Genomic DNA, 21,508 nt, shown 5'->3' with positions numbered 1-21,508 from the left:
TTCGAATACCGCTTCTTCGAGCGCCACTTCTTCGAGCGACATTTCTTCGAGCCCCACTTCTCCCCGCCGCCTCTTCTCGCCCATTGCGGTCGGTCCTTACCGCCTCGACCACCGCGTGGTCATGGCGCCATTGACCCGCATGCGCGCCGAAGACGGCGCCGTGCCGGGCCCGCTGATGGCACTGCACTACGGCCAGCGCGCGTCGGCCGGCGGGCTGCTGATCGGCGAGGCGACCATCGCTGCCGCCGACGGCAACGGCTACCTGGGCGCGCCGGGCCTGTTCGACGACCGCCAGATCGCGGGCTGGCGGCAGGTCGTCGATGCCGTGCATGCCAAGGGCGCGCGTCTCTTCGCCCAGCTCTATCACGCCGGTCGGCAGTCGCATGCGGATCTTCAACCCGGCGGCGGGCAGCCGGTCGGTGCCTCGGAGGTGCCGCACGGCGGCGTGGCCTACAGCGCGTCCGGCTGGGTGCCCACGACGCCGAACCGCGCCCTCACCGTCCCGGAGATCCGCGCGCTGGTCGCCGCATTCAAGACGGCCGCCGAGCGAGCGATGAACGCCGGTTTCGACGGCATCGAGATCCACGCGGCCAACGGCTACCTGATCGACCAGTTCCTGCAGGACGGCAGCAACCGCCGCACGGACGAATACGGCGGTCCGATCGCGCATCGCGCGCGTTTCCTGCTCGAGATCACGGACGCGATCATCGAGGTCTGGGGCGCCGATCGCGTGGCGGTGCGCCTCGGTCCGAACGGTTCGTTCGGGGACATGGGCGACAGCGATCCGGAGGCGCTGTTCACGCATGTCGCCGCCGAACTCGCCAAGCGCCGCCTGGCCTACCTCCACCTGATCGAGCCGCGCGTGAAGGGCAGCGTGGCGGACGAGACCCGCACGCAGGCGCCGGTCGCCGCGCCACTGATCCGCTGCTTCTTTCCCGGCACGCTGATCGTGGCCGGCGGCTTCGACGGCGAATCCGCCGAGGAGATCCTGCGGTCCGGCGCGGCGGACCTGGTGGCCTTCGGCCGCCACTTCATCGCGAATCCGGATCTGCCCGAGCGTCTGCGCCACCGCCTGCCGCTGAATCCGTACGACCGCGACACGTTCTACGGTGGCACCGCGGTCGGCTACACGGACTACCCGGCGATCACGGCAGCGACCGCCACGACCTGAGCGCCGGCGCGGCCATGGGGGACGGATAGACTCGGCCCCCATGGCCAGAGCGTCGAACAAGGACAAGCTGCTGCAGGAGGGATTCCACCTCATGCACGAGCGCGGCTTCGGCGGGACCAGCGTGCGCGACATCGTCAACGCGGCCGGCGTTCCGCAAGGGTCCTTCACCAACCATTTCGCGTCGAAGGAGCAGTTCGGGCTCGCGGCGCTGGAGCTGTACTTCGGCGCGATCCAGGACGTCATCGCGAAGACGCTGCGCAACGAGGAACTCCCGCCGATGAAGCGCCTGCAGGCCTACATCGACGTCCACATCGGCGCGATCGCGGGCCACGGCTGCAAGCGCGGCTGCATGTTCGGCAACACCGCGGCCGAGGCCACCGACGACAGCGAGGCGATGCGCCTGCGCGTCGTCGAGATGCTGGACGAGGTCAACGCCGCGCTGACCTTCTGCCTGAAGGCCGCGATCAAGGCCGGCGACTTGCCCGCGGGCACGCGCGCGAAGGACCTGGCCGAGACGATCACCTCCGCGTTCCAGGGCGCGATCCTGATGTCCCGGCTGCATCGCAGCACCGCGCCGCTGGAGCGGTTCAAGCGTCACCTGTTCGGTTCGATGGTCAAGGGCTGAGACGCGACCCTTCAGCGCGGTGCCAGGAACCCATGGACCACCGACACGCAGTGCTCATAGCTCGGTCGATAGTCCAGCACATCGATCCCATCGAATGCCTCGCGCAGGATGGGATGTGGCTCGCGAATCTGGCTCAAGAAGGCGTCGCGATGCTTCAAGAGAAATGGTTCGGCCCGGCGCAGCTGTTCGGGCTCACGTTCGATCACGAGCGCAAAGTCGAATAAGTCTCGTGCCGTCGCCCGATTGCCGCGGTGGTAGAGCTTCTTGGCGACGATCTCTGCCGCTGTCTCAACCCTGACGGCCTGCCCATCGATGTTCCAGAGTTCCCAGGCGTCGTCGAGCAGGTTCGGCGACGCCACGAAATCGACCTCGCCTTCCTCGAACTGCAGCTTGACGAAGCTGTTGTCCGACTCGATGTAGTCGTGGGTCAGCTCGGCTGCCGTGTCGCTCAAGCGCGGCGTCACATACCCCAGGTACTGCGGGTCCGGCACGAAGATGTCGATGTCCTTGCTGAGTCGGTGACGGTAACGAAACATCAGTACGGTACCGCCGCCGAATGTCCAGAACGGTTCGTCGATGCCGCCGTATCGTCGGATCTCATCGACCAAGGTCATTGCTCGCGGGAACAGAGCTTTCCAGGGGCCACCGGGCAAGTCCTTCGACTTCATGACCACAGCGCCTTCCGATGGACCGACAGGGACCGGGCCAGCTTGGCGACGTTGCGCCAGATCGCCTTCGGCGGCACATGAGCTTGCGTCGCGGCCTCTTCCACGGCCATGACAACGATGGGAATCGGTGCCTCGTCAAGCAGATGCGCCAGATGAGGCATGAACGGCTGCGACACCGTGCCGCTGATCAGGGTCTCGCTCAGCGTCTCAGGAGCGAGTTCGCGCGCGTAGCTGACGCTGGCGGTCTTGGCGGCCATCCATAGCCCCCGCTTCTTGCTGCGCCCCTCGGTGCTGAACCGCGCGGGCTCCAGACCGAGCACGGACGTCACCTGGGCCACGCGATTCACCCCCAGATCGCTCAAGGTCCCTGTCTCGAGGCCGACCACGGTCTGCCGCGACAACCCGCTCAGGTGCGCGAGCTGGCTCTGGGAGAGCCCGAGTTCCGTGCGCCGAGTCCGGACGGCGCGGCCGATGTCGACAAGGATATTCACGTCTCGCCTCGCAAAAGATGTCCAATATTTTTGTCATTTTAGTCGACGATCCCAGGATGGTGGGCGGTACTGATACCAACCCACGACCTCTAGGCCCATGCATTGACCTGTCACGGCAGTTTGTGCGTAAATGCGAATCGTTTCTATTTGGAAATGACACGCTGGTCGCCCCTCCGAGCCGTCCCATGCAAGACACGCACACCCTCGACCTCACCGCCGTGGGCCACCTCTATCGTGGCCATCATCGTTGGCTGGTCGGCTGGCTGCGCCGGCGCCTCGGGTGCCCCCATCACGCCGCGGACCTGGCGCACGACACGTTCGCGCGGGTGCTGGTGCGCCGCGATGCTCTCACCTGGCATGCCGACCTGGGCGGCGGCAAGGCGCTGCTCAGCACCATCGCCCACGGGCTGATGGTCGACCATCTGCGCCGGGCGGCGCTCGAGCGCGCGTTCCTCGAGGCCCTCTCGCTGATCTCGCAGGACCAGGCGCCGTCGGTCGAGGATCAGCAGGTCATGCTGGAGACCCTGGTCGAAGTCGATGCCGTGCTCCGCGGCCTGCCCGACAAGGTCCAGCAGGCCTTCCTGCTGTCGCAGATCGATGGGCTGCCCTACAGCCAGATCGCCAAGGAGCTGGGCGTCTCGCTCAGTTCCGTCCAGCAGTACATGACGCGGGGCTTCAGTGCCTGCTATCGGGCCCGGCAAGGCATGTCGCTGCAATGACGAGTCCCGGCCTGGCTCCGGGCGAACTGCACCCGGAGATCGCAGAGGCGATCGTCGAAGCCGCCGTGGCGTGGATGGTCAAGCTCCAGTCCGGGCGCGCGACGCCGCAGGACCATCAGGCCTGCGAGCGTTGGCAGCGCGAACGGCCGGAGCATGCGCAGGCGTGGGCCACGCTGAGCGGGTTCAGCCTGAGGCTGAAGACCCTGCCGCCTTCGCTCGCTCGAAGCACGCTGGCGGCGACGCGCGAGCGGGAGCGTGATCTCGAGCGCGCTCCGCGTCGCCGGGCCCTGCTCAAGGGCGTGGCGCTGCTGGCGGGGACCGCAGGCATCGGACTCGCGAGCTCGCCCGACGGCGGTTGGCAGAGCCTGGCGGCCTCGCACCGCACCGGCGCGGGCGAGCGCCGACGGGTCGCGCTGGCGGACGGCAGCGTGCTGCATCTCAACACCGCGACATCGCTGGACGCCCGCGTCGATGCTCACGAACGTTGTGTGGACCTCTTCGCCGGCGAAGTGCTGGTCGAGTGCGCTCGCGGCACCGGCACCGGCATCGGCATCGGTATCGGCGCCGACGCCGCGGCACCCCGGCCTTTCGTCGTCCGCACGGCGCAGGGCCGCATCCAGACGGAGGAAGGCCGCTTCATCGTCCGGCGACTCGCCGCGCGAACCCTCGTGCAGGCACTGGAAGGCTGGGTCGACGTGAGCCCGGGCAACGGGGACCTGCCCCGCCGGCGACTCGCCCCGGGTCAGCAATGGGACTTCGACGCCCGCGGCGCCGGCCCCGTCGAGGCGGCGGACGGCGGCGCCGGCGCCTGGGTCGACGGCCTGCTCGTGGCGCGCGACATGCCGCTCGCAACACTGGCCGCGGAACTCGCGCGCTACCGCCACGGCTGGCTGCGCTGCGACCCGGCCGTCGCCCGCTTGCGCATCTCCGGCGTGTTTCCCGTCAACGACCTCCACCGCGTGGTGGCGGCGATCCAGCGCACCTTGCCGGTCCGGGCACGCGCGCTCACCTCGTGGTGGGTGACGCTGGAGGCGCGCTGAAAAAATTGTTGAGAAAGGACTGCAGGTTTCGGCGACTCGTTCGGTTCATCAGGAAACCACCCACTTCCTGACGAAAGGTTTCCATGACCGCCCGACGCCTCCGCGCCGCCCCCGCTGCCTCCAAGACCTTGTTCAAGCGCTCGTCCCTCTCCGCCGCGAGCCTGGCCGCGTGTTTCGCCCTGCCGCTCACGCCGGCCGCCGTGCTCGCGCAGCAGAGCGCCAGCAGCGCCGCCGCGCCGGCGGCAGCAGCGGCGCGCAGCTTCAACATCCCGCCCGGCCCGCTCGATCTGGCGCTCACCCGCCTGGCCCGGAGCGCCGGTGTCCTGCTGTCGTTCGACCCCAAACTGGTCGAGGGCCGGCAGAGCGCCGGACTGAACGGGACCTACACGGTGGATGCGGGCTTGCGCAGCCTGTTGACCGACACCTCGCTGAAGGCGGTGGCCCAGGCCGACGGCAGTTTCGTGGTCGAGCGCGCGACGCCCGATGAGGTGGCCGCGACGCCTTCGGGGATCCTGCCGGCGGTGCGGATCAAGGCCCGCAACGGCCTGCCGGCGAGCGAGACGACCGACCGGTACGGCACCCTCGCTTCCAGCACGGCGACCCGCCTTGCGTTGTCGCCGCGCGAGACGCCGCAGTCCGTCACCGTCGTCACCCGCGCCCGCATGGACGACTTCGGCCTGCTCAACGCCAACGACGTGCTCGCGAGCACCACCGGCGTCTCGGTCGACGTCGTAGAGACCGACCGCACCTACTTCAACGCGCGCGGCTTCGACATCTCCAACTTCCAGATCGACGGCGTGGGCATGCCGTTCACGAACGGCGACCAGCTCGGCGACATCGACACCGCGCTCTACGACCGCGTCGAAGTGCTGCGCGGCGCCAACGGCCTGCTGTCGTCCACCGGCAATCCCGCCGCCACGGTGAACTACGTGCGCAAGCGGCCCACGGCGGACTTCCAGGCATCGTTCGGCCTCACGCTGGGCTCGTGGGACAAGAAGCGCGCCGAGGGCGATGTGTCGGGTCCGCTCAACGAGGCCGGCACGCTGCGCGGCCGCGCCATCGTCATGGCCCAGCGCAACGAGTCCTTCATGGACAACTACGCGCTCACCAAGAACCTGGCGGCCGGGCTGCTCGAAGCCTCGCTCGGCCCCCGCACGACGCTGACGCTGGGTCTCTCGCGGCAGGCCAACCGCCCCGAAGGCACGGCCTGGGGCGGCCTGCCGCTGAACTACGCGGACGGCTCGCCCACCGACTACCCGCGCTCGACCGCCGCGGCGCCGCGCTGGTCCCACTGGGACAACACCGACACGACGGGCTTCGTCGAACTCGCGCACGCGCTGGGCAACGGCTGGAACGCCAAGGCGATGGCGAGCTATCGCAAGCTCAGCGCCGACGGCAAGCTGTTCAGCATCTCGGGCGCCCTGCCCGACCGCGCGACAGGGGCCGGCACGGAGAGCTGGCTCTCGACGCAAGTGACCGACGAAACCCAGAAGCTGTTCGACGTCAGCGCCTCCGGCCCCTTCGAACTGCTGGGGCGCCGCCACGACGCCGTGGTCGGGCTCAACACGGCGCGGGTCCACAACGAGGCGTCCTACCAGCGCGGCGCCGGCAACGGCACCGCGATCACCGCGCCCGACGGCTGGGGCAGCTACCCCGAGCCCGCCTGGAACGGCGGGACGGGCTCGGCCGACTTCGTCAACCGGCGCGAGTCGATCTACGCCATGACGCGTCTGAACCTGGCCGATCCGTGGAAGCTGCTGCTCGGACTCAATCACACCCGCATGCGCAGCGAAGGGCTGGGCTTCCGCGCGGTGCCGCGCGTCTACAAGGAGGCCGAGACCGTCCCCTACGTCGGCACCGTCGTCGACGTCGACGCGCACCACTCGCTCTACGCGAGCTACACCAAGATCGTGAACCCGCAGACGCAGGTCGATGCCCGCCAGGCGCTGCTCGGACCGATCACCGGCAGCAACGTCGAGCTCGGCGCGAAGGGCGAGTGGCTCAACGGCGAGCTGAACGGCTCGTTCGCCGTGTTCCGCACCAAGCAGAACAACCTGGCCGAGTACGCCGGCTTCGACACCGACGGCGGCTTCTCGTACTACCGCCGCATCGATGCGGCGTCCAAGGGTTTCGAGCTCGAGATGGCGGGCCGGCTGAGTGCCGACTGGGACCTGACGGCCGGCTACACCCAGCTGCGCATCGAAGACGCCGCCGGCGCCGACGCGCGCACTTTCATCCCGCGTCGCACGGCGCGTGTGTCGGCGCGCTACCGCGTGCCTGCGCTGCCTCAGCTCAAGCTCGGCGCGACGCTGCGCTGGCAGAGCGCCATCCACCGCGTGAATGGCACGCAGACCGCGCCAGACGGTTCCGACATCGTTTCCCGGCAATCCGGATACGCCGTGCTGGGCCTGATGGCGCGCTACGACTTCAGCGACCGGCTGAGCGCGCATCTGCTGATCAACAACGTGACCGACCGGAAGTACCTCGCCAGCCTCTACTGGGACCAGAGCCTGCAGGGCGCCGGACGCAACGGCCAGCTCACCTTGAACTGGAAGCTCTGACATGACGGCGCCGCAGTCGCCGTCCACCCACCCCGTCGTCGCCGACTTCATCGCCCACCGCCCGCTGCTCAAGCGCGCGGCGTGGCGCTGGATGGGCGACCGCGACCTCGCCGACGACGTGGTGCAGGAGGCCTACATGAAGCTGATGCAGAGCACGCCGCCGCCCGGCGTGCAACAGCCGGTGGCCTATTGCATGCGGGTCGTGAAGCACCTCTGCATCGACCACCTCCGCCGCCGCCAGACCGAGCGGCAACTGATCGGCGAGGAGGACGAGGGCCAGGACCTCGAAGCAGGGACCGGCACGCCGGAGCACCAGGCCATGGGCCGCCAGCTCCTGCAGTGCGTCGACCGATGCCTGCGCGGGCTGCCCGCGCGCACGCGCCAGGCCTTCGTGCTGCACCGCGTGCACGGTCACACGCAGCAGGAAGTGGCGCAGCGGCTGGGCGTGTCGACCCCGCTCGTGAATGCCATGGTGCAGGACGCCCTGCGGGCATTGACGCGATGCCCGGAACTCGGCCGGTCGAACTGAGCGTCGCCGGAGTAGCCCCTCGGATCGCAGGTCCTCTTCCTGAAAATTCCGGCGCGGGATCCGTCAAAGGGAAGTAGCGCGCGGTCGACCACCGCGCTCCCCACTCTCAGCGACTGGAAGGCGGCCACGATGCCTGGCAACGATCCCCGATCCACCGACGCCGAGGTCCTAGATGTCATCGGCATCGGCCTCGGCCCCTTCAATCTCAGCCTCGCGTGCCTCATGGCGCCGTTGGCCGACGCGCCGGTGCCCTGCCGCGCGCTCTTCCTCGACAGCCACCGGGAGTTCAACTGGCACCCCGGCATGCTGATCGACGAGACCACGCTGCAGAACCCCTGCCTGGCCGATCTCGTCAGCCTGGCCGACCCGACCAGCGAATACAGCTACCTCAACTACTGCAAGCACAGCGGCGAGATCTACTCGCACTACATCAACGGCCCGCACTACATCACCCGCGAGGCCTTCAACCGCTACTGCCAGTGGGCCTCGCGGCGCCTGCCCAACGTGCGCTTCGGCCACGAGGTGGTGGCGATCACCCACGATGCCCACGGCGACGGCGGCGCCCTCTACCGCGTCCATGCCCGCCGCGCCGACGGTTCGCTCGTCGAGTTCTGCGCGCGCAAGCTGGTGCTGGGCGTCGGCGCACAACCCAGCCTGCCGGCGTGCTGCGACGGCGACGCCCATCCCTACCTGCACACGGCCCACTACCTGCAGCACAAGGCGCAGCTGCTGGACAAGCGCTCCGTGACCATCGTGGGCAGCGGCCAGAGCGCCGCCGAGGTCTGCCACGACCTGCTGAAGGAAGCCGCATTGCGCGGCACCACGGTCAACTGGATCACGCGCTCCCCCTACTTCTTCCAGATGGAGACGACCCGGCTCACGCTGGAGATGTTCTCCCCGGACTACACCGACTACTTCTACGACCTGCCCGACGACCGCAAGCCCGCCGTGCTGGCCCGGCAGGACAGCCTCTACAAGGGCATCAACGCACGGCTGATGGACGACATCTACCACCAGCTCGAGCGCGCGCGGCAGCGTCGCACGCACCAGGCGCACCTCGTCACCCAGTCGGAGCTGCGCCGCTGCCGTTTCGACGAGGCGAGCGGGCAGCACGTGCTGGAGTTCCACCGCACCGACACGGGCGAGGTCTTCGAGCATCAAACAGACGGACTGATCTTCGCCACCGGCTACCGGCAACGCGTGCCGCGCTTCCTCGGCGGCATCGAGCATCGCCTGCGTTTCGACCGCCAGGGGCGCTACCAGCCGACGCGCAACTACGCGGTCGACATGGCGGGCAACGAGGTCTACGTGCAGAACGGCGGCCTGCACAGCCACGGTCTCAGCAACCCCGAGCTGGGCTTGGCCTGCTATCGCAACTCCTGCCTGATCCGTGAGCTCACCGGCAGGGAGCACTACCCCATCGAGACCGGCTTCGCGCTGCAGAGCTTCGGCGTGCCGCGCTCGCCGCTGTTCCGGGCGCTGCCGTCCGGCGCCCTCTTCCCGCACTCCCCGCATTCCCCGCATTCCCCGCACTCTCCGCACTCCCCGCACTCCCCGCACTCTCCGCAGGACAAAGCATGCGCCTGAAACACGGACTGATCCTGATGACGCTGTTCGCCGTCATCAGCGACGCCCTGCTGATCCCGTTCTACCCGCAGTTCTTCGCGGAGCGCTACGGTGAGCACAGCCCCTGGCACGTCGGCGCCTACGTGGCCTTCATCTCCATCACGGTGATGTGCGTGTTCCCGCTGTGGGTGCGCGTGGCGCGCCGCGTCGAGACGCTGCACATCCTCCAGTACACGCAGGGCATCGCCGCGGCGCTGTGCCTGGCCAGCTACTGGGCGCCCGACCTGGTGAGCTATTGGCTGCTGTCGATGGCGATGTTCGCCTTCAAGAGCAGCTACCTGCTCAACTTCCCCTACCTGATGAGCACCGAGTCCGACGAGACGCGCGGCGGCACCATCGGCCTGCTGTCGGTGACGGCCCACCTGGGCGTGGTCCTCGGCGCGGTGGCGGGCGGCGCGGTGATCGAGCACTGGGGCGTGCGCGAGTGCGTGCTGCTGATGGCGCTCGCCGATGTCGTGCAGATGGGCCTGTGCACCTGGCTGATCCGCAGCCGGCGCATGGTGCCGGTGCTGGCCGAGGATGCCGAGGAACGCACGGCCCCGCGGCGCTTCAGCCTGGCCGGTCACACGGCGATCCTGAAGCTGGCCGTGGTGATGCTGCTGTTCGACTTCGGCGCGGCGCTGGTGCGGCCCTTCTTCTCGCTCTACTGGTCCAGCATCAGCGAGGCCGGCGGTGAAGTGGTGGCCGGCGCGGCCTTCGCGGTGCCCAAGATCGTCGCGGTCTGCGCCCTGCTGATCCACCGCTGGTTGACCCTGCCGGAGCAGCACCCCACGCGCCGCACGCTCGCCAACCTGATGCTGGGCGCCGTGGGCCTGGGCCTGCAGGCTGTGCCCGACGTGGCGACGCTGCTGATCGGGCGTGTGCTGCTCGGCTGGGCGCTGTACCAGCTGGTCATCAACTTCGACGTGCAGCTCTACCAGCTCAGCACGCCGGACGACTTCGGCCGCGACTACGGCGTCATCAACATCTTCCAGAACTGCGGCGTGCTGCTCGCGTCGTTCACCGCCGGCTCGCTGGTGGCGACGCTCGGGCTGCGGGCGCCGTTCATCGTGGCCTGCGTGGCCTTCCTGCTCGCGGCCGCGCTGTGGTTGTGGAGCTTCCCGAAGGCGCGCCCCGCGGACCGCGCGTCCGTCATCACCCCCGACACGGAGGAGTCTTCCCATGCGCCCGTCGCCTGAATCCGACATTGCGGCCACAGCAGCCACTGCACCCACAGCGGCCGCGGCCGTCAATTCTTCCGAGACTGCCGAGACTGCAAAGACCGCGTCGGTGGCCTATGCCTCGCCCGGCGGCATCGTGTTCCGCCGCCTCGCCATCCCGGACGACATTCCGATGATCCACGGCTGGTTCCAGCAGCCGCACGCGAAGTTCTGGTGCCTGCAGGGCAGCAGCGTCGCCGAGGTGCGCGAGCTCTACGCCGCGCAGCTCGCCAGCGGCTTCCGCGACGTGCACATCGGTTCCCTGCATGGCGAGCCCGTGGTGCTGGCCGAGTCCTACGACCCGCGCTTCGACCAATTGGCCGACCACTACGCCGTGGCGCCCGGCGACCTCGGCATGCACATCTGCGTGGCGCCGGCCCGCCAGCCCGTGCGCGGCTTCTCGCGCCTGGTCTTCCAGGCCGTGATGGACCTGATGTTTGACGGCCTCGGCGCGCGCCGCGTCGTCGTCGAGCCCGACGCGCACAACGACCGCATCCACGTGCTCAACAAGACCTTCGGCTTCGTCTACCGCGGCAACGTGCAGCTGCGCGAAAAGGTGGCGAGCCTCGCGCTGTGCACCCGCGCGGACTACCGCACCGCCCTGCAACACCTCCAGGAGATCCCCGCATGACTTCGCATTCCACTTCGATGCTTGCCACCCCGACACTTGCCAACCCCGCCGCCGTGGTCGACCACCTGAACCCAAAGGTCTGGCGCACGGTCAACCGGCTGCTCGTGCGCAAGGCGCTGTCCGAGTACGCGCATGAGCAGATCATTGAGCCCCGGCCCGAACCCGCGCTAGCCGCGCGACGTCCGCTCCACCAGTGCTACTCGCTGGCCACGCCCGACGGCAACACTGTCTACCGCTTCGAAGCGCGCCTGATGGCGCTCGGCCACTGGGCCGTCGATGCCGACTCCATCGAATGCCTGACGGGCGGCGTCGGCCGCGAGGTCGATGCGCTGCGCTTCATGACGGACTTCAAGCAGGCGCTGGGCCTCAAGCCCGAGCAGCTGCCGATCTACCTCGACGAGATCTGCAGCACGCTCTACAGCAGCGCCTACAAGCGGCTCAACACCGTGCACGGCAGCCGCGCGCTGGTCCACGAGACCGACTTCCAGGTGGTCGAGACCTCGATGACTGAGGGCCACCCCGCCTTTGTCGCCAACAACGGCCGCCTCGGCTTCGACGGCGCCGACTACCGCGCCTATGCGCCCGAGGCCGCCTCCCCGTTCCAGATCGTGTGGCTGGCTGTGCACCGCGACCAGGCGGCCTTCCACTGCGTGCCCGACCTCAGCTACGAGCAGCTGCTGCGCGAGGAACTCGGCGACGAGACGCTCGCCCGCTTCGACCGCCAACTGCGCGAGCAAGGCCTGACCCCGACGGACTACCTCGTCGTGCCCGCGCATCCCTGGCAGTGGGCCAACAAGCTCTCGGTGGCCTTCGCGCCCTACGTCGCGCAGCGGCGCATCGTCTTCCTGGGTCTGAGCGACGACCAGTACCTCGCGCAGCAATCCATCCGCACGATGTTCAACGTCAGCGCACGGCACAAGCGCTATGTGAAGACTTCGCTGTCCATCCTCAACATGGGCTTCATGCGCGGCCTCTCGCCGTACTACATGTCCGGCACGCCGGCGATCAACCAGTGGATCAAGGAGCTGCTGGACCGCGACGACGAACTGCGCGCCAACGGCTTCACGATGCTGCGCGAGGTCGCCTCGATGGGCTTCCGCAACCATTACTACGAAGCCGCGGTCGAGTCCGACACGCCCTACAAGAAGATGTTCTCGGCCCTGTGGCGCGAGAACCCGCTGCCCCTGCTGAAGGCCGGTGAGCGGCTGATGACCATGGCCAGCCTGCTGCACGTCGATCGCGACGGCGTGGCCCTGCTGCCCGCGCTCATCGAGGCTTCGGGGCTGAACGCCCGGGCGTGGCTGAAGCGCTACCTCCAGGCCTACCTCACGCCGCTGATCCACTGCTTCTATGCGTACGACCTAGTGTTCATGCCGCACGGCGAGAACCTCATCCTCGTCATGCAGGACCACGTGCCGGTGCGCGTGATGATGAAGGACATCGCCGAGGAGGCCGCGATCTTCAACACCGACGCGGAGTTGCCGGAGAACATCCGCCGGCTGGTGATGGACTTCCCGGACGACCTGAAGACGCTCGCCGTGTTCATCGACATCTTCGACGGCTTCTTCCGGTACATGAACCAGATCCTCGTCGAGCACGGCACGTGCACCGAGCAGGACTTCTGGGGCGAGGTGGCCGACAACATCCGCGTCTACCAGGACGAGCATCCGCAGTACCGCGACAAGTACGCCCGCTACGACCTCTTCGTGCCGACGTTCCGGCAGTCGTGCCTGAACCGGCTGCAGATGGGCAACAACACGCAGATGATCAACCTGTCCGATCCGGCGGCCAACCTGAAGATCGTCGGCACGCTGGACAACCCGCTGGCCCCGTTCGCGCCGGCCGCGACCGTCGCGGCGAAGCGCGGAACGACGACGTCGTCGACATCGGCATCCCCGTCGTCGGCGACGGCCGAGGTCGCATCCTGACCCTCGCCGCGTTCTTCGCGCGGGCGCGCGCCGTGGTGCCGTCGCTGCAGGGGCGTTGCGACGACCGTGCCGCTGTCGGAGCCGGTGCCGGTGCCCGTGTCGACATGGATGCCGACGGTGGGCTGGCCCTGCCCGCCGGTCCCGCTGCGGAGCGGCTCATCGGCGCGCTGCGGGCGCGCGATCCGCAGGCGGGTCGCGCGTACTGGGCCCTGCGCGCCTGGTCGCGGCTGGTCTGGCAACCGACCTACGCCAGCGTGTTTTCCGTCGAGTTGGCGGGCGGCGTGCTGCCGTTGGCCGGCCTGGGCTGGGACGTGGACGTCGACGAGGCGGACGTGACCGGCTTTGCCATTTCGGCGTCGAGCTTTGCGGCATCGAGCTTTGCGGCATCGAGCTTTGCGGCATCGAGCTTCGCGGCGACGACATCGGGGTCAGGCCGTGCCATGGCGGCCGAGCAAGTGAGGGCTTTGTCGGCAACGCTGCTGGCCGCGGTGCAGGCCAACCTGCCGCTGCATCCCAAGGCGGCGCGGCGGCAGCTCGCCGACTGCGTGCTCGCAGCGCTGCTGCGGGCACAGCCCCTCACGAGGCACACGGACGACGACCTGTGCGACATCGGCGCCGACTGGCTCCGCCTCCTGGGCGCGTCCGGCGACAGCGGTTATCTGGCTTTCGACACGGCGCCCGGAACCTCGTGCCTGGCGCTGGACCGCGGCGTGTGCTGCCTCGATGACAGGCGCGCCGGCGGCGACATGTGCAACACCTGCCCGCGCCTGCCGCGCGCCGAACGGCTGCGGCGGCTAGGCGCCCAAGATCTTCGGAACTCCGCATGAACGACATCGTCCGACGCGCCCACCTGCTGTCCACTCAGCCGCAGTTGCCGGTGCAAGCCTATTTCGACGACGAGCTCTTCCAACGCGAGATGGCGATGTTCGCGCGCCAGGCCCCGCGCTACGTCGGGCATCGCCAATGGGTACCGGAGCCCGGCGACTGGCGCACGCTCCAGCACGAAGACAACGCCCGCGCGCTGGTGCACGGACGCGAGGGCGTGAAGCTGCTGTCGAACGTCTGCCGCCACCGCCAGGCGCTGATCCTCGGCGGCGACCCGGGCGCAGTGACGGCCGGCACCTCGCACGGGCGCCTGCCGGCGGCCGCGGGCGGCCACATCGTCTGCCCGCTGCATCGATGGACCTACACCGATGGCGGTGAGCTCGTCGGCGCGCCACACTTCTCGCCGCAGCCCTGCGCGCATCTGCCGCGTTATCCGCTGAAGGAATGCGACGGTGCCTTCTTCGAAGGTCCGCGCGATCCCGCACGCGACCTGGCCGGCCTGTTCGAGCGCCCCGAGTTCGACTTCTCGGACTACGTCCTGGACCGCATCGAGACCCACACCTGCCGCTACAACTGGAAGACCTTCATCGAGGTCTATCTGGAGGACTACCACGTGGGTCCCTTCCATCCCGGCCTCGGCAGCTTCGTGACCTGCGACGACCTCGACTGGGAGTTCGCCGCGCCATTCAGCGTGCAGCGCGTGGGCGTGCACCGCGGGCTGGACTCGCCGGGATCGCCGGTCTACAGCGCGTGGCATGAACGGCTGCTGGCGTATCGCGGAGGCGTGCCGCCGGACTTCGGCGCGATCTGGGTGACCTACTACCCGACCCACATGATCGAGCTCTACCCGCACGCGCTGGTGCGCTCGACGCTGCACCCGCGCGGTCCGCAGGAGACGCTCAACGTCACCGAGTTCTACTACCCCGAGGACATCGTCGCGTTCGAGCGCGAGTTCGTCGAGGCGCATCAGGCGGCGTACAACGAGACGGTCGTCGAGGACGACGAGATCGCCGAACGCATGGACGCGGGGCGGAAGGCGCTGTACCGGAGAGGGACCACGGACGCCGGGCCGTACCAATCACCGATGGAGGATGGGATGCGGCATTTTCATGAGTGGTATCGGTTGGCGATGGGGGGCTAGGCGAAAAGTCCAGCTCTGCGGCCAGAGGCACGCGCCGGGGTGACAATGGCAAGCATCCCCTCGCAAGAACTTCCCACGCGCGATCCCCGCCGCGCCACACCGCCATGCAATTCGCCACCTGGAACGTCAACTCCCTGGCCGTGCGCCTGCCGCAGCTGCTCGACTGGCTGGCCGCCAATCCGGTCGACGCGCTCGTGCTGCAGGAGACCAAGCTCACCGACGACAAGTTCCCGACGATGGAGATCGCGGACGCCGGCTACCAGGTGCAGTGGTTCGGTCAGAAGACCTACAACGGCGTCGCCCTGTTGAGCAAGACACCCGCCAAGGACGTGGTCAAGAACATCACCGGTTATGCCGACGAGCAGGCGCGGCTGATCGCGGGAACGGTCGGCGACGTGCGCGTGATCGGCGGCTACTTCCCGAACGGCCAGGCGCTGGACAGCGACAAGTTCGTCTACAAGATGGCCTGGCTGGACGGCCTGCGCGCCTGGCTCACCACCGAGCTGCAGCAGCACGAGAAGCTCGTGCTGATGGGCGACTTCAACATCGCCCCCGAGGACCGCGACTGCTATGACCCGGCCGCCTTCGTCGGCCAGACGCACACGTCGCCGCAGGAGCGCGCGCACTTCCAGGCGCTGCTCGACCTGGGACTGACCGATGCCTACCGGATGTTCGAGCAGCCGCCCAAGAGCTACAGCTGGTGGGACTACCGGATGCTGGGCTTCCAGAAGAATAAGGGCCTGCGCATCGATCACATCCTCGTCAGCGCGGCGCTGAAGTCCCGGGTCACCGCCTGCACGATCGACCGGGCCATGCGCAAGCTGCCCAAGCCCAGCGACCACGCGCCCGTGATAGTCACGCTCGACTGAGCGCGCTGCCGGAGCGACTCCGCTCGAGTCCGCGACGGTCCACTCAGTCCGGCTCGACCTCACCGCGCATCAGCGCGGCGCATTCGTCCAGCAAGGCGTGCAGGCGCTGCACGCGCTCGTCGCCCAGGCGCTCGTTCAGCGAGAGCTGGGCGCGCTTCCACGTCGCCTTCATCTGCTTGCGCCGCGCGTGGCCCTCTTCCGTCGCCTGCAGTTGACGGCTGCGCGCATCCGCACCGGGCAGCGTCTCCACCAGCCCCAGCGCCTGCAACGGCTGCACGTTGCGCGACAGCGTCGAGAGATCGATGTCCATGCGCCGCGCCAGCTCGCTCGGCTGGATCGGCCCCAGCACCACGATGTGCGACAGCAGCGCGTACTGCGTCGTGGTCAGCCCGGACTCGGCGAATTGCGCCTCGCAGTGGTTGGACACCAGCCGCGTCACCTGACGCAGCTTGAAATTGGTACAGCCCTTGGGCGAGATCGGCTCCGCCTGCGCCTGAGTCAGCGTCTGCGCAGGCGTTGTCTTCGAGGGAGAGACGGAAACGCTCATCTGGAGTGATCTCTCAAGGTGTCGCCGGAAGGCTTGACAGCGGAATATTGTAGCTGCAACCATTGCAGCCACAAGCTTCCCTCCGACCCACTTCCGCAGGATTCCAAGATGAGCGCAGCACTGACTCCCTCGCCCGCCGCTTCACCCGTCGTGTCGCACGACGAAGCGCTGACCCAATGGCTGGCGGAAGAGAAGGAGGTCCGCGCCCGGCTCCGCCCTGAACACGGCGTGGCCACGATGGCCGAGATCGCCGGCATGAACGGTCTGGAGCAGATGCTGGCGATGCTGGACGGCAAGCTCCCGCCGCCTCCGATCGCGCAGACGCTGGACTTCACGCTGTTGCGCGCCAGCAAGGGCGAGGTGATCTTCCAGGGCACGCCCAAGTTCCGGCACTACAACCCGATGGGCACGGTGCATGGCGGCTGGTACGCGACGCTGCTGGATTCAGCGCTGGGCTGCGCGGTGCACACGACGATGGACGTGGGCCGCGCCTACACGACGCTCGAGTTGAAGATCAACCTCGTGCGCGCGCTCAACGACAAGGTGCCGGTCGTGCGCGCCATCGGCCGCGTGCGGCACGTCGGCCGCCAGATGGCGACCGCCGAGGCCGACCTCGTCGGCCATGATGGCAAGTTGTATGCACATGCCAGCACGACTTGCCTGGTGTTCGATCCGCCGAAGCGTTGAACACGGCCGCCCTCGGCATGGGCTCTGGAAGCCACGTTTTATCGTTTCGCTCCACCCCATCCCCGCCCTCCAAGCGGGCGGGGCAGAAGTCGCCCCACCCCGGCCCGCCCCCAGGGGGCGGGTGAGCTGCGGTTGGCTCAGCGCAGCGCGCTGGCTTCCTTCGCCAGTTGCGTGATGCGGGCCCAGTCGCCCGCCTTCACCGCATCGGCCGGCGTCAGCCACGAGCCGCCGCAGACCTTCACGTTCGGCAGCGCCAGGAAGTCCGGCGCGGTCTGCACCGTGATGCCGCCCGTGGGGCAGAACACGACGTCGGTGAACGGTCCGGCCAGCGCCTTCAGCAGGTTCACGCCGCCCACCGCCGTGGCAGGGAACAGCTTCAGGAACTTGTAGCCGGCATCGCTGGCCATCATCACCTCGCTGGCCGTCGACACGCCCGGCAGCAGCGGCAGGAAGTTGGCCTCGCAGGAGCCGGCCACGTCCTGCGTGAAGCCCGGGCTGACGGCGAAACACGCACCGGCCTTCTTCGCCGCCACGGCATCCGCCGACGTGCGCAGCGTGCCCGCGCCGAGGATGGCTTCGGGCACCTCGCGCGAGATCGCGGCGATCGCCTCCAGCGCCACCGGCGTGCGCAGCGTCACCTCCAGCACCCGCACGCCGCCCGCCACCAGGGCGCGCGCCAGCGGCACCGCGTCTTCGACGCGGTCGATGACGATGACCGGAATCACCGGACCGAACTCGGCCAGGCTCAGGGTGTCCTTGATGGAAGTCATGTGGATGTCCTTGTAGTCGAAATCAGTGGGCGTTCAACTCGGCCTCACAGCCAGCTGATCGCGCCCTCTTCCGCCGTCGTCACGTTGCGCCGCATGCCGGCGAACAGCTCGCGGCCCAGGCCGGCGCCGTTCTCGATCACCGCATCGGGGGTGATCTGCGCCAGTTCGCGGCGGTCCCATTCAGCGGCCGGCACCAGCGCGCTCAGCACGCCGGTGTTGGCGCAGACGCGCACCAGGTCACCGTCGCGCAGCTTCGCCAGCGGTCCGCCGGCCAGCGCCTCGGGGCTCACGTGGATCGCGGCCGGCACCTTGCCCGACGCGCCGCTCATGCGGCCGTCCGTCACCAGCGCCACCTTGAAGCCCTTGCCCTGCAGCACCGCCAGCGGCGGCGTCAGCTTGTGCAGTTCCGGCATGCCGTTGGCCTGCGGGCCTTGGAAGCGGACCACGACGACCACGTCGCGCTCCAGTTCGCCGGCCTTGAACGCGGCCTGCATCGCTTCCTGGCTGTCGAAGATACGCGCCGGTGCCTCGACCGTGTGACGGTCCTCCGGCACCGCGGACACCTTGATCACCGCGCGGCCCAGGTTGCCCGCCAGCAGCTTCAACCCACCCGTCGGCGAGAACGGCGCGGCGGCCGTGCGCACGACGGTGTCGTCGCCGCTCTTGGCCGGCAGGTCGGTCCAGGTCACGGAACCGTCTTCCGCGCGATGCGGCAGGCGTCCGAACGCACTCAGGTTCTGGCCCGACACCGAGGTCAGCACGTCGCCGTGCATCAGCCCGGCGCTGATCAGTTCCTTGATCACGAAGCCCGGGCCGCCGGCGGCCTGGAACTGGTTCACGTCGGCACTGCCGTTCGGGTACACGCGCGACAGCAGCGGCACGACGCCCGACAGCTCGGAGAAATCGCTCCAGTCGATCAGGATGCCCGCCGAACGCGCCACCGCGACCCAGTGGATCAGGTGGTTCGTCGAGCCGCCCGTGGCCAGCAGCGCGGCCATCGCGTTGACGATGCTGCGCTCGTCGACCATGCGGCCGATCGGCGTGTAGTCGCGCTGCGGAATGATCTTCAGCGCCTGGCGCACGGCCTCGCGGGTCAGCGCCTCGCGCAGGCCGTCGTGCGGATGGACGAAGGCCGCGCCCGGCACGTGCAGGCCCATCGCTTCCAGCAGCATCTGGTTGCTGTTGGCCGTGCCGTAGAAGGTGCAGGTGCCCGCGCCGTGATAGGCCTGGGACTCGGCCTGCAGCAGCTCGTCGCGGCCGACCTTGCCCTGTGCGTAGAGCTCGCGCACCTTGGCCTTGTCGTTGTTGGACAGGCCCGAGCTCATCGGCCCCGCCGGCACGAACACGCAGGGCAGATGCCCGAAGTGCAGCGCGCCGATCAGCAGGCCCGGCACGATCTTGTCGCAGATGCCCAGCAGCAGCGCGGCATCGAACACGTCGTGCGACAGCGCCACCGCCGTGCCCATCGCGATCGTGTCGCGCGAGAACAGGCTGAGCTCCATGCCCGGCGTGCCCTGCGTGACGCCGTCGCACATCGCCGGCACGCCGCCGGCGACCTGCGCCGTCGCGCCCAGGCGGTGGACCTCGTCGCGGATGATCGCGGGGTAGGTCTCGTACGGCTGGTGCGCCGACAGCATGTCGTTGTAGGCCGTGACGATGCCCAGGTGCGGCGCCTTCTCGGCCACGATGCGGAGCTTGTCGTTGGCCGGCATCGCGGCCACCGCATGCGCCACGTTCGCGCAGCCCAGGCGTTGCACGCCGCGCTGTCGACCCGCCATGCGCTCGATCAGGTCCAGATAGCGCTCGCGCGACGCGGCGCTGCGCGCCTTGATCCGCGCGGTGACATCCAGAATGGTCTTGTTCATGCCGACTGCCGATGTAACTCGGCCAGGGTTAGATTGGTAACCATATTACACGCCCCAGAGCGTGTGCGTCCCCTCCCCGACCGGTTTCCCGGGTACAAGGTGGTTACAGAAACGGGGCGCACGCCACACCTTCGCGGCAGGCCACGTACCCGACACGGGCGGCCTGTATGGCAGCATTCGATCCATGATTCACGACCCCCTCGCGGAAGCCCGCCTGGAAGACCTCCCCGCCCACAGCCAGCAGTTGCTGGAGGTGGCCGAACGCACCTGGGACCGCGAGCACGGCCTGATGATGTTCGCTTATGGCTCGCTGATGTGGAACCCCGGTTTTGACCCCGCTCAGACATCGGTGGCCAGGGTCCAGGGCTACCACCGCGCGCTGCGGCTGCGCTCGCTGGTGAACCGGGGCAGCAACGAGCAGCCGGGCCTCGTGATGACGTTGCTGTCGGGCGGGAGTTGCCGGGGATTGATGTACCGCGTCGACCCCAAGGACAGCGAGGCGACGCTGCGCCGCCTGTGGCTGCGCGAGATGGTGGTCGGCACCTACGTGCCGCGCTGGCTGGACTGCCACTGCGGCGACGGCCTGGGCACGCGCAAGGCGCTGGCCTTCACGCTGTCGCGACGCAGTCCGGGCTGGGTCGGCGACATCGCTGACGACCGGCTGCTGCACATCCTGCGGCACGCGCGGGGGCGCTACGGCACGACGCTCGACTACCTGCAGCGCGCCGTGACCTGCCTGCGCGAGCACGGCATCCACGATCGCGCGTTGGAGCGCCAGTTGGCGCTGGCCCGCTCGAACGGGCTTTGAAGCGGCTGAAGACGCGCTGAAGGACGACCGGCGCGGGCGTCAGCCCAAGGTCCGCAGACCTGCGCCGCTGGGACGCGGCGTCGACGGATCGACGGCGAGGCGTTGCAGGTCCTCGACGGTATCGACGTCGATGAGCACGCCCGGATCGTCGACGTCCACCGCCTGCGCCGGATACCGCGCCAGCAGCCGGCGGGCGCCTTCGTCGCCTTGCAGGCTGGTGAGTTCGGAGAAGAGTTCGGCGTTGAACCCCACCGGGTGCCCGCGCCGTCCGCGGTGCTGCGCGTACGCGATCGGGTCGTGCTCGATGGCCTGCGCGACCGCCGCCAATGTGCTGGACCGCACCATCGGCATGTCGGCGGGCAGGATCAGCCAGCCCGGCGCGTCCCCGGTCGCGGCGACGCCTGCCGCGATCGAATGCCCCATGCCCAAGGGCGCGGGGCGCCCGAGGCGGTCCTGGTCGGGCAGCACCAGCATGTCGCGCGAGGCCACATGGCGTCGGACCAGAGGCGCCAACGCGGTCGAGGTCACCACGAGCATCGGCAGGCCGGAGGCCATCGTCTGGCGCAAGGTCAGCGCCAGCACGGTGTCTCCATTCACGACCTGTTCCAGCTTGTGGCCCTCGCCGCGAAAGCGCTGGCCGCGCCCTGCCGCGAGCACGACGACGGCGGGTCGTCGCTGATTCATGCGAACTTCCTTCTGGTTTGGTCCCGATCCCCCTGGGCCGACTCTGTGGCGCGGCTCGATGGACCAAGCATGCCTGCCACACGAAAGCGCTCCCACCCGGAGTTTCCAGGGTGGGAGCTTTACT

Annotated in this window: 21 protein-coding genes; 15 read left to right on the top strand and 6 right to left on the bottom strand. The window is 68.7% G+C overall.

The window, feature by feature from the left end; all coding sequences use genetic code 11:
* Positions 1 to 40: 40 nt before the first annotated feature.
* Positions 41 to 1,171, top strand: coding sequence for an alkene reductase (locus AC07OZ_RS02540; RefSeq protein WP_495466475.1), 1,131 nt, complete (start codon positions 41 to 43; stop codon positions 1,169 to 1,171).
* Positions 1,172 to 1,211: 40 nt separating this feature from the next.
* Positions 1,212 to 1,796, top strand: a complete 585-nt coding sequence (locus AC07OZ_RS02535) for a TetR/AcrR family transcriptional regulator (RefSeq protein ID WP_495465587.1) — start codon at positions 1,212 to 1,214, stop codon at positions 1,794 to 1,796.
* Positions 1,797 to 1,807: 11 nt separating this feature from the next.
* Here AC07OZ_RS02535 and AC07OZ_RS02530 read toward each other — a convergent pair whose 3' ends face one another.
* Both AC07OZ_RS02530 and AC07OZ_RS02525 read right to left on the bottom strand, forming a co-directional pair.
* Complete coding sequence (locus AC07OZ_RS02530; protein ID WP_495465586.1) at positions 1,808 to 2,464, bottom strand: nucleotidyl transferase AbiEii/AbiGii toxin family protein; 657 nt, start codon at positions 2,462 to 2,464, stop codon at positions 1,808 to 1,810.
* Positions 2,461 to 2,955, bottom strand: coding sequence for a helix-turn-helix domain-containing protein (locus tag AC07OZ_RS02525; protein ID WP_495465585.1), 495 nt, complete (start codon positions 2,953 to 2,955; stop codon positions 2,461 to 2,463). Before AC07OZ_RS02525 ends, AC07OZ_RS02530 begins: the two co-directional genes overlap by 4 nt.
* Before the next feature lie 185 nt (positions 2,956 to 3,140).
* Between AC07OZ_RS02525 and AC07OZ_RS02520 the strand changes: the two genes are divergently transcribed.
* The 11 genes from AC07OZ_RS02520 (at position 3,141) to xth (ending at position 16,023) form a co-directional block, all read left to right on the top strand.
* Positions 3,141 to 3,674: a sigma-70 family RNA polymerase sigma factor gene (locus AC07OZ_RS02520; RefSeq protein ID WP_495465584.1), complete on the top strand. Its 534-nt coding sequence runs from the start codon at positions 3,141 to 3,143 to the stop codon at positions 3,672 to 3,674.
* Entirely contained in the window at positions 3,671 to 4,714 is a 1,044-nt protein-coding gene (locus tag AC07OZ_RS02515; RefSeq protein WP_495465583.1) for a DUF4880 domain-containing protein, read from the top strand. The genes AC07OZ_RS02520 and AC07OZ_RS02515 overlap by 4 nt, the downstream gene beginning before the upstream one ends.
* Before the next feature lie 83 nt (positions 4,715 to 4,797).
* Complete coding sequence (locus AC07OZ_RS02510; RefSeq protein ID WP_495465582.1) at positions 4,798 to 7,275, top strand: TonB-dependent siderophore receptor; 2,478 nt, start codon at positions 4,798 to 4,800, stop codon at positions 7,273 to 7,275.
* Position 7,276: 1 nt separating this feature from the next.
* Complete coding sequence (locus AC07OZ_RS02505; RefSeq protein WP_495465581.1) at positions 7,277 to 7,804, top strand: sigma-70 family RNA polymerase sigma factor; 528 nt, start codon at positions 7,277 to 7,279, stop codon at positions 7,802 to 7,804.
* Positions 7,805 to 7,933: 129 nt separating this feature from the next.
* A complete protein-coding gene (locus AC07OZ_RS02500; RefSeq protein ID WP_495465580.1) occupies positions 7,934 to 9,391 on the top strand; it encodes a lysine N(6)-hydroxylase/L-ornithine N(5)-oxygenase family protein in 1,458 nt (485 codons plus the stop codon).
* Positions 9,382 to 10,608, top strand: coding sequence for an MFS transporter (locus AC07OZ_RS02495; protein WP_495465579.1), 1,227 nt, complete (start codon positions 9,382 to 9,384; stop codon positions 10,606 to 10,608). The genes AC07OZ_RS02500 and AC07OZ_RS02495 overlap by 10 nt, the downstream gene beginning before the upstream one ends.
* Entirely contained in the window at positions 10,592 to 11,260 is a 669-nt protein-coding gene (locus AC07OZ_RS02490; protein ID WP_495465578.1) for a GNAT family N-acetyltransferase, read from the top strand. Before AC07OZ_RS02495 ends, AC07OZ_RS02490 begins: the two co-directional genes overlap by 17 nt.
* Positions 11,257 to 13,188, top strand: a complete 1,932-nt coding sequence (locus AC07OZ_RS02485; protein WP_495465577.1) for an IucA/IucC family protein — start codon at positions 11,257 to 11,259, stop codon at positions 13,186 to 13,188. The genes AC07OZ_RS02490 and AC07OZ_RS02485 overlap by 4 nt, the downstream gene beginning before the upstream one ends.
* A gap of 104 nt (positions 13,189 to 13,292) precedes the next feature.
* Complete coding sequence (locus AC07OZ_RS02480) at positions 13,293 to 14,015, top strand: (2Fe-2S)-binding protein (protein ID WP_495465576.1); 723 nt, start codon at positions 13,293 to 13,295, stop codon at positions 14,013 to 14,015.
* Positions 14,012 to 15,154, top strand: coding sequence for an aromatic ring-hydroxylating oxygenase subunit alpha (locus AC07OZ_RS02475; RefSeq protein WP_495465575.1), 1,143 nt, complete (start codon positions 14,012 to 14,014; stop codon positions 15,152 to 15,154). The genes AC07OZ_RS02480 and AC07OZ_RS02475 overlap by 4 nt, the downstream gene beginning before the upstream one ends.
* 104 nt (positions 15,155 to 15,258) lie before the next feature.
* Positions 15,259 to 16,023, top strand: a complete 765-nt coding sequence (gene xth, locus AC07OZ_RS02470; RefSeq protein WP_495465574.1) for an exodeoxyribonuclease III — start codon at positions 15,259 to 15,261, stop codon at positions 16,021 to 16,023.
* Positions 16,024 to 16,066: 43 nt separating this feature from the next.
* Here the strand turns inward: xth and AC07OZ_RS02465 are convergent, their stop codons facing one another.
* On the bottom strand, positions 16,067 to 16,570 hold the full coding sequence (locus AC07OZ_RS02465; RefSeq protein ID WP_495465573.1) for a MarR family winged helix-turn-helix transcriptional regulator: 504 nt from the start codon (positions 16,568 to 16,570) through the stop codon (positions 16,067 to 16,069).
* Between the two features lie 108 nt (positions 16,571 to 16,678).
* On the opposite strand from AC07OZ_RS02465, the gene AC07OZ_RS02460 reads away from it, so the two are divergent.
* Entirely contained in the window at positions 16,679 to 17,257 is a 579-nt protein-coding gene (locus AC07OZ_RS02460) for a PaaI family thioesterase (protein WP_495465572.1), read from the top strand.
* Positions 17,258 to 17,394: 137 nt separating this feature from the next.
* Here AC07OZ_RS02460 and AC07OZ_RS02455 read toward each other — a convergent pair whose 3' ends face one another.
* On the bottom strand, positions 17,395 to 18,027 hold the full coding sequence (locus AC07OZ_RS02455; RefSeq protein ID WP_495465571.1) for a bifunctional 4-hydroxy-2-oxoglutarate aldolase/2-dehydro-3-deoxy-phosphogluconate aldolase: 633 nt from the start codon (positions 18,025 to 18,027) through the stop codon (positions 17,395 to 17,397).
* 44 nt (positions 18,028 to 18,071) lie between these two features.
* On the bottom strand, positions 18,072 to 19,892 hold the full coding sequence (gene edd, locus AC07OZ_RS02450) for a phosphogluconate dehydratase (RefSeq protein WP_495465570.1): 1,821 nt from the start codon (positions 19,890 to 19,892) through the stop codon (positions 18,072 to 18,074).
* A gap of 184 nt (positions 19,893 to 20,076) precedes the next feature.
* Here edd and AC07OZ_RS02445 point away from each other — a divergent pair, with 184 nt between their 5' ends.
* Entirely contained in the window at positions 20,077 to 20,700 is a 624-nt protein-coding gene (locus AC07OZ_RS02445) for a gamma-glutamylcyclotransferase (RefSeq protein WP_495465569.1), read from the top strand.
* Between the two features lie 39 nt (positions 20,701 to 20,739).
* Here AC07OZ_RS02445 and AC07OZ_RS02440 read toward each other — a convergent pair whose 3' ends face one another.
* The gene (locus AC07OZ_RS02440; protein WP_495465568.1) at positions 20,740 to 21,384 is read right to left on the bottom strand and encodes a nucleotidyltransferase family protein; all 645 of its coding nucleotides are present in this window, start codon (positions 21,382 to 21,384) and stop codon (positions 20,740 to 20,742) included.
* Positions 21,385 to 21,508: the final 124 nt, after the last annotated feature.

The sequence above is a fragment of the Roseateles sp. GW821-FHT09G03 genome (assembly GCF_059416045.1).
Note: the sequence above shows the minus strand (reverse complement) of the source record. Positions and strands in the feature narration are given on the sequence as shown.